Source organism: Microbacterium esteraromaticum (genome assembly GCF_900163815.1).
Classification (GTDB): Bacteria; Actinomycetota; Actinomycetes; order Actinomycetales; family Microbacteriaceae; genus Microbacterium; species Microbacterium esteraromaticum_B.
This window is the reverse complement of sequence record NZ_FUKO01000009.1, coordinates 114,912-120,911: the sequence shown is the minus strand read 5'-3', so window position 1 is coordinate 120,911 and position 6,000 is coordinate 114,912. Positions and strand designations below refer to the sequence as shown.

The window sequence follows — 6,000 nt, the reverse complement described above, 5'->3', positions numbered from 1 at the left end:
ACACAAGGAGTATCGTCGGCAGCGTCAGATGTGAATAAGAGACACGAGTGTCATGAGTGTTCCTTCAGAGAGAGCGAGCGGGGTGATCAGAGTGCGCAGGACACGCAGCCCTCGATCTCGGTGCCTTCCAGCGCGGGCTGACGCAGACGGATGTAGTAGAGCGTCTTGATCCCGGCCCGCCACGCGTAGATCTGGGCTTTGTTGATGTCGCGCGTGGTCGCGGTGTCGCGGAAGAACAGCGTCAGCGACAGCCCCTGGTCGACGTGACGGGTCGCCGCGGCGTAGGTGTCGATGATCTTCTCGTAGCCGATCTCATAGGCGTCTTCGAAGAACTCGAGATTGTCATCGGTCATGTGCGGGGCCGGGTAGTAGACGCGACCGAGCTTTCCCTCCTTGCGGATCTCTACCGTCGCGGCGATCGGGTGAATGGATGCCGTCGAATTGTTCACATACGAGATCGATCCGGTCGGTGGGACCGCCTGCAGATAGGCGTTGTAGATTCCATGTCGCTGCACCGACTCCCGCAGCGCGATCCAGTCGTCGCGGCTGGGGATCGCGACCCGAGCAGTGGAGAAGAGCTCGCGGATGCGTTCCGTGGACGGCTGCCATTCTCCGTCGGTGTACTTGTCGAAGTACGATCCGTCGGCATAGGCAGACGCTTCGAAGCCGGCAAAGGCCTCGCCTCGTTCGATCGCGATCAGGTTCGACGCGCGCAGCGCGTGGTAAGTGACGGTGAGGAAGTAGATGTCAGTGAAGTCGATGCCTTCCGCACTGCCGTAGTGGATGCGCTGCGAGGCGAGAAAGCCGTGCAGATTCATCTGACCGAGGCCGATCGCATGCGAAGCGCGGTTTCCTTCCACGATCGAGGGAACGGCGTCGATCTCGGTCTGATCCGACACGCTCGTCAGCGCGCGCACCGCTGTCTCGACGGTCGCCCCGAAATCCGCCGAAGCAAAGGCCTGCGCGATGTTCAGAGAACCGAGGTTGCAGGAGATGTCCCGGCCGACTTCCTGATAGCCGATTGCCGCGTCGTGCACCGATGCCGTGTTGACCTGGAGGATCTCACTGCACAGGTTCGACATGTTGATCCACCCAGCTAACGGATTCGCCCGGTTGACCGTGTCTTCGAACAGCACATAGGGATAACCCGATTCGAACTGCAGCTCGGCCAGCGTCTTGAAGAACTCCCGCGCACTGACGGTGGTCTTGCGCACGCGCGGGTTGGCGACGAGATCGTCGTAGTTGTCGTTGACGGAGATGTCCGAAAGCGGCTTTCCGTATTCGCGTTCCACGTCGTACGGGCTGAACAGGTGCATCTCCCGGTTCTCTTTCGCGAGTTGGAACGCGACATCGGGGATCACGACGCCCAGCGAGAGCGTCTTGATGCGGATCTTCTCGTCGGCGTTCTCTCGCTTCGTGTCGAGAAAACGCAGGATGTCCGGGTGGTGGGCGTGCAGATAGACCGCCCCGGCACCCTGCCGCGCCCCGAGCTGGTTGGCGTAGGAGAAGGAGTCCTCGAGGATCTTCATCACCGGGACGACACCGGATGCCTGGTTCTCGATCTTCTTGATCGGTGCGCCGGTCTCACGCAGATTCGTGAGCAGCAGCGCCACCCCGCCGCCTCGCTTCGACAGCTGCAGCGCCGAGTTGACGCCGCGGCCGATCGACTCGAGGTTGTCTTCGAGTCGCAGCAGGAAGCAGGAGACGAGCTCACCCCGCTGCGCCTTTCCCGCATTCAGGAACGTCGGGGTCGCGGGTTGAAAGCGTCCGGTGAGCATCTCATCCACCAGGCGCGTCGCCAGCAGCTCATCTCCCCGCCCGAGGAACAGCGCCGTCGCGACGACGCGCTCTTCGTACCCTTCCAGGTAGGTCGTGCCGTCGAACGACTTCAGTGCGTAGGAGCTGAAGAACTTGAAGGCGCCGAGGAAGGTCGCGAACTGGTGGCCCGTGTCGTGGGCACTCGCATGCAGCGCCGTGACGAACTCCGGGGAATAGTCATCGAGGAAGTCCTTCTCGTAGTAGGCGTGGGCGACCAGCCAGTCCAGGCGTTCTGCAACGCCGCTGAATTCTTTCGTGTTCGGCACGACGTGCTGGCGGAGGTACTCGCTGACGGCCTCGTGATCCTTGCTGAACTGGATGGACCCGTCTGCGGCGAAGAGGTTCAGCTGCGCGTTGAGCGCGTGGTAGTCCTTCCGCGCGCCGATCCCCGTGGACGCCGGTGATTCCAGGGCGATGGTGGTCATGCGATCTTCCTCTCGTCGGTTGCCTGTTCCCAGAAGCGGGTCAGGCCGTTGGTGACTTGCTCGACATCACGCCGGGTGCCGAGCAGCTCGAAACGGTAGAGCTCCGGCACGTGGCACTTTGCGGAGATGATGGTGCCGGCGAGGCAGTAGTGCTCGCCGAAGTTCGTGTTGCCCGCGGTGATGACGCCGCGGAGGAGCGCACGATTGGCCGGGTCGTTCAAGAACATTCCGACCTGCTTCGGAACCGCGCCCGAGTTCTCGCCGCCACCGTAGGTCGGCAGCACCAGTACGAACGGCGCTGCGACTCGAATCAGGCCATCGCGGCGCGGACGCAGCGGAATCCGCGTGGCGGGCCGGTCAAGGTTCTCGACGAAGCGTCGCGTGTTCTCGGAGACGCTGGAGAAGAACACCAGGTCCGGCGAGTCCGCAGGCAGCAACTCCGAGATGGGATGCAGCGGATCGACTGCTCTCGCCGGTGCTTGCATGGCAGATTCCTTTCCTTGCGTCGTGTGTCACGCAGCTGCGCAGCGCACTACATGTTGTGGCGCTTCCGCTTTGTGGCGCCGTATCTAGTAGTACCAGCCAATCTTGCACATAAAGTGCGACATGCCGTATCTTCAACTACGGCAGGCCAAACATTGCAGGTCGCGTCGAATCCGGCAGAGACAGCACGCCCGAGCGCGGAGTACAGTGTGATCCGAGATTGGACGCGCAGATGGCTCCGCACCGCGCCGATGACGCTTCGGCAGGTCTGCCGAGCGACCGGGACCCCGGCCGCGTGCACTGGATGGAGCTCTTCTTCGATCTGATCTTCGTCGCACTCGTGGGTCAGCTCGCCGCCGGCCTGCACCGGAACCCGACTCCGCTCAGCCTGATCGTCTTCCTGGCGCTGTTCGCGACAGTGTGGTGGTCGTGGGTCAATCTGACCTTCGTGGTGAACATCATGACCGGACTCCGTCAGCGCCAACTGGCTGCCGTGATGCTGAGCGCGATGGTGATGGTGGGCGCGCTCGCGGTCGCCGCGCCAGAAGCGACGGCAGATCGGGCCTGGCTGTTCGCCGCGGGAAACACGGCGCTGCGCCTTCTGCTGCTCGGACTGTGGGTGTCACGGTCGTGGCGCAACGGCGACGCCGCCACTCGGGTGCGGGTCTCGGCATACAACGGCGGCACAGCAGTGCTGTGGGGAATCTCGATGTGGCTGCCCGAGCCATGGAACTTCGTCCTGTGGGGTGTCGCGCTCGCCGTGGAGATCACGCTCATCGTCGCGAGCAGCCCCACCTGGGCCTTCGCGGCCCTGAGAAACCTCAACACGGATCATCTGTCCGAGCGGTTCGGGCTGCTCGTCGTGATCATCCTGGGAGAGTCCGTGCTGTCGACCGTCGTCGCCGTCGATGAGACCTGGACGCTGCCCGCCGCCATCGCGGGTGCGCTGTCGTTGACGATTCTGGCCGCGCTTGCCTGGTCCTTCTTCATGTTCGGCACGAGCGCGATGACTGCCGGGCTCGAGAAGCTGAAGGACGACGGCAACATCGTCGCGATCCGCGACACCGTTGCGTTCCTGCCCTATCTGCTCGTCGCCGGAGTCACCGCCATCTCGGGGAGCGTCGCCATGGCGATCACTCACCCGGACACGGTTCTGCCGTTCGTCTCCGCAGTTTCGCTCTGGGGAGGAATCGCACTCTTCTTCCTGACGAACGCGATCATCTCGATCCGGTTCGGCACCGCGCCTCGGGTCGTGGCGCGGTGGGCGATTCCCGCGTTCGTGCTCGTCGGTGCGCTGGCAGTGCTGGGAACCACTGCCAGCGGCATCTGGATGCTGGCCGGCGCCGCCGGTGCGCTGGCCATCACCACCCTTCTCGCCGAGGGGTTTCGGCACCAGCGGCTTCGAGGCGTGTGACGCCCGCGGTGCGGACTACTTGATCCAGCGGTAGTTGAGCGGGTATCGGTAGCTGCCGCCGCTCTTCACCTTCAGCCCGCCCTTGATCGCGAAGATGATGTTGACGATGATGACCGCCCAGATGACGAGGGTCAGCAGGATCCAGGCGATGAAGCCCAGAATCGGAATGAAGCCGAGAATCGCGCTGAGGATGTTCAAGACGATCACGACGCCGGCGACGTTGATCGTCCAGTTCAGTGCTTCCTTGCTCTCCACAGCGACACGTGGACCGCGTTCCTTGAACACGAGGAAGATGATGAGCGCGGGCAGCACCAGGACGATGTTGAGGAAGTGCGCCAGCATGGCCCACTGGGCATCTTCCGCGGCGGTCAGCGGCGCGGACGCTGCGGGTGCGGAGGGAGCGCCAGCGGGAGCTCCGGATACGGGGTCGGCATTCGGATCGGTCATGATCACACCTTTCGTTTCAGGGCACGCCGATGTGACGCTGCGATGACGACAAGTTCATCAGCGCGCACTCACAGTTCGCTCACACCATCCGCACGTCACCGCGACGAGAAGTGTGAGCGCCGTGTGAGCCGAGTCTGTTTGTCTCGACGGATGAGAATGACATCAGGTGAGAGACGGCCCCGGCGTGCGGGAGTGGCGCTGTGCGGAATCATTGCGCTGCTGCTCGTCGGCTGCGGCGCTGCGGCCACCGGAGATGAGACGGCGACGGACGGCGATGTCGCCGCGGAGCAGCCCGCACAGATCGACGATGTCGAAGCCGGGCTCACGGCCGAGGCGATCGTGTCGGCAGCCGAGGCAGAGGGGCTCGTCTGCGAAGAGAATGAGCCGCGACTGAAGAGTCGCGCGCAGGTGATCGCCTGCAAGGGAGACGACTACGTCATCCTCACCGCAACCAGGCTCGTCTCCGCCGATCTCATGGACGAGCAGATCGCCACGGCGAAGAAGGCGACGTGCAAGAGCGACTTCGGCCTGGACGGCGTCCGCTTCGCGGTATCCGACGCCTGGGTGCTCTCACCGGGTGGAGACGACGACCGCAACATCGAGACGTTCACGGCCGTGACGAAGACACTCGGGCTGGAATGGACCGAAGACCTCTGTTGACCCGGGCTGCGTGTCAGCGGAAGAGCTGTCCGCCTCGCGCACGGGCGACGACGATGCCGCGCTGAGACGTCGGAAAGCCCATCAGCATCTCCCGCAGTTCTGTGGCACCCACGTCGGCGCCGAAGATCTCACTTCCGGGCTCGAGCATGATTCCCGAAGCCAACTCGCCCGCGACGACGGGATCGAAACCGAGATCGTCGACGAAGGACGCCACCACGGCCACATCAGCCGGATCGTCGCCGGCGATCGCGATCGCCTTGCGCTCGGGCATCCCGACCGGTCGGCTCTCGTCTTCGAGATCGTGATAGCCCATGTGCCCCAGCGCCTTCACCACGCGCGAGTGCGACAGGTGCGCCTGCACGGTCTCGCTCGTCGAGGTGCGCAGATCATCCAGATCGGGGCGGATGCCGTCGGCACCCCACCAGTAGTTCATCGCGTCGATCACGAGCTTTCCGCGCAGCTCATCGACCGGCAGCATCCGCAGTTTCCCGAGAGGGAGCGCCAGCACGACGGCATCCGCTTCCGCGATGACGGATGCTGTCGGCTTCGCCTCCGCGTCGATCGCCGCCATCGCGCGGGCGATGGCATCCGGCCCCGATGAGGTGGCCACGAGAACCCGGTACCCGGCGGTGGCAGCCAGCGCGGCGAGCACTGTGCCGAGCCGCCCTGCTCCCAGGATCCCCACCGTGCGGATCGGCTGCGCAGCATCGGTCATCCCGCCATCGTATGGCCGGCAGCGCGAACCCGGGGCCG

The 6,000-nt window shown here is 64.2% G+C and carries 6 protein-coding genes; 2 read left to right on the top strand and 4 right to left on the bottom strand.

Translation table 11 applies throughout. The features are described from left to right. Positions 1 to 86: 86 nt before the first annotated feature. Entirely contained in the window at positions 87 to 2,243 is a 2,157-nt protein-coding gene (nrdE, locus tag FM104_RS02535) for a class 1b ribonucleoside-diphosphate reductase subunit alpha (RefSeq protein ID WP_087129886.1), read from the bottom strand. Continuing rightward, positions 2,240 to 2,728: a class Ib ribonucleoside-diphosphate reductase assembly flavoprotein NrdI gene (gene nrdI, locus FM104_RS02530; protein WP_087129885.1), complete on the bottom strand. Its 489-nt coding sequence runs from the start codon at positions 2,726 to 2,728 to the stop codon at positions 2,240 to 2,242. Before nrdI ends, nrdE begins: the two co-directional genes overlap by 4 nt. Before the next feature lie 230 nt (positions 2,729 to 2,958). On the opposite strand from nrdI, the gene FM104_RS02525 reads away from it, so the two are divergent. Continuing rightward, positions 2,959 to 4,140, top strand: a complete 1,182-nt coding sequence (locus FM104_RS02525; protein ID WP_087129884.1) for a low temperature requirement protein A — start codon at positions 2,959 to 2,961, stop codon at positions 4,138 to 4,140. A 15-nt stretch (positions 4,141 to 4,155) separates the two neighbouring features. Here the strand turns inward: FM104_RS02525 and FM104_RS02520 are convergent, their stop codons facing one another. Then, positions 4,156 to 4,587 (bottom strand): DUF4870 domain-containing protein, encoded by a 432-nt coding sequence (locus FM104_RS02520; RefSeq protein WP_087129897.1) that lies wholly within the window; start codon positions 4,585 to 4,587, stop codon positions 4,156 to 4,158. 156 nt (positions 4,588 to 4,743) lie between these two features. On the opposite strand from FM104_RS02520, the gene FM104_RS02515 reads away from it, so the two are divergent. Then, complete coding sequence (locus FM104_RS02515) at positions 4,744 to 5,247, top strand: hypothetical protein (protein WP_143738231.1); 504 nt, start codon at positions 4,744 to 4,746, stop codon at positions 5,245 to 5,247. A gap of 13 nt (positions 5,248 to 5,260) precedes the next feature. Here FM104_RS02515 and FM104_RS02510 read toward each other — a convergent pair whose 3' ends face one another. Continuing rightward, the gene (locus FM104_RS02510; RefSeq protein WP_087129882.1) at positions 5,261 to 5,962 is read right to left on the bottom strand and encodes an NADPH-dependent F420 reductase; all 702 of its coding nucleotides are present in this window, start codon (positions 5,960 to 5,962) and stop codon (positions 5,261 to 5,263) included. Between the last annotated feature and the right edge of the window lie 38 nt (positions 5,963 to 6,000).